At 38.6% G+C, this 601-nt stretch carries 1 protein-coding gene; it reads left to right on the forward strand.

Translation table 11 applies throughout. The features are described 5' to 3' along the window. Window positions 1–233 precede the first annotated feature (233 nt). On the forward strand, window positions 234–443 hold the full coding sequence (locus DWX73_RS13445; protein ID WP_118349148.1) for a DUF1858 domain-containing protein: 210 nt from the start codon (window positions 234–236) through the stop codon (window positions 441–443). Window positions 444–601: the final 158 nt, after the last annotated feature.

Here is a 601-nt window from a genome sequence, read left to right on the forward strand (position 1 = left end):
TCCCTCCTATCCCTTATTATATCATACAATAACATAAAATAACAGCCATAAAAACAGAAAATTTGACATAAAAAAAGCAGGTTTTATGCGACCTGTGAGAACTTTTTTTAATATTCAACTGTCAAACTCCCGACAATTAAAAAGGTAAAAGAATAAATTTTTTGGTCGCAGTTGATAATTTATAGAAGCCGTATTATAATATGGATTATGTAATAGAAAAGGAGGAAGTTGAAATGGCAGCTAGAATTTCTAAAGAGATTACAATCGGTGAATTACTGAGAATGAATCCGGAAGTAGCTCCAATCCTTATGGAGATCGGAATGCACTGTCTTGGATGCCCATCTGCTCAGATGGAATCACTGGAAGAAGCAGCTATGGTTCATGGTATTGATCCAGTGTTATTAGAAGAGAAGATCAATGCATTTTTAGAGGCAAATGCTTAGTCGGATAAGAATATAAAAAAGAAGCTGTCGCAGATTTTGGGACAGCTTCTTTTTTGGTGCGCCTTGCGGCGCACGTCGCTAATGGGTGAAAGTCCCTAATCCGCCCTAGTAGTGGGAAGGATACAGCCAATGACAAGGGTGTCCACCGTGAGGTGGAA

This window comes from Coprococcus sp. AF21-14LB, from assembly GCF_003458885.1.
Taxonomy (GTDB): Bacteria; Bacillota; Clostridia; order Lachnospirales; family Lachnospiraceae; genus UBA9414.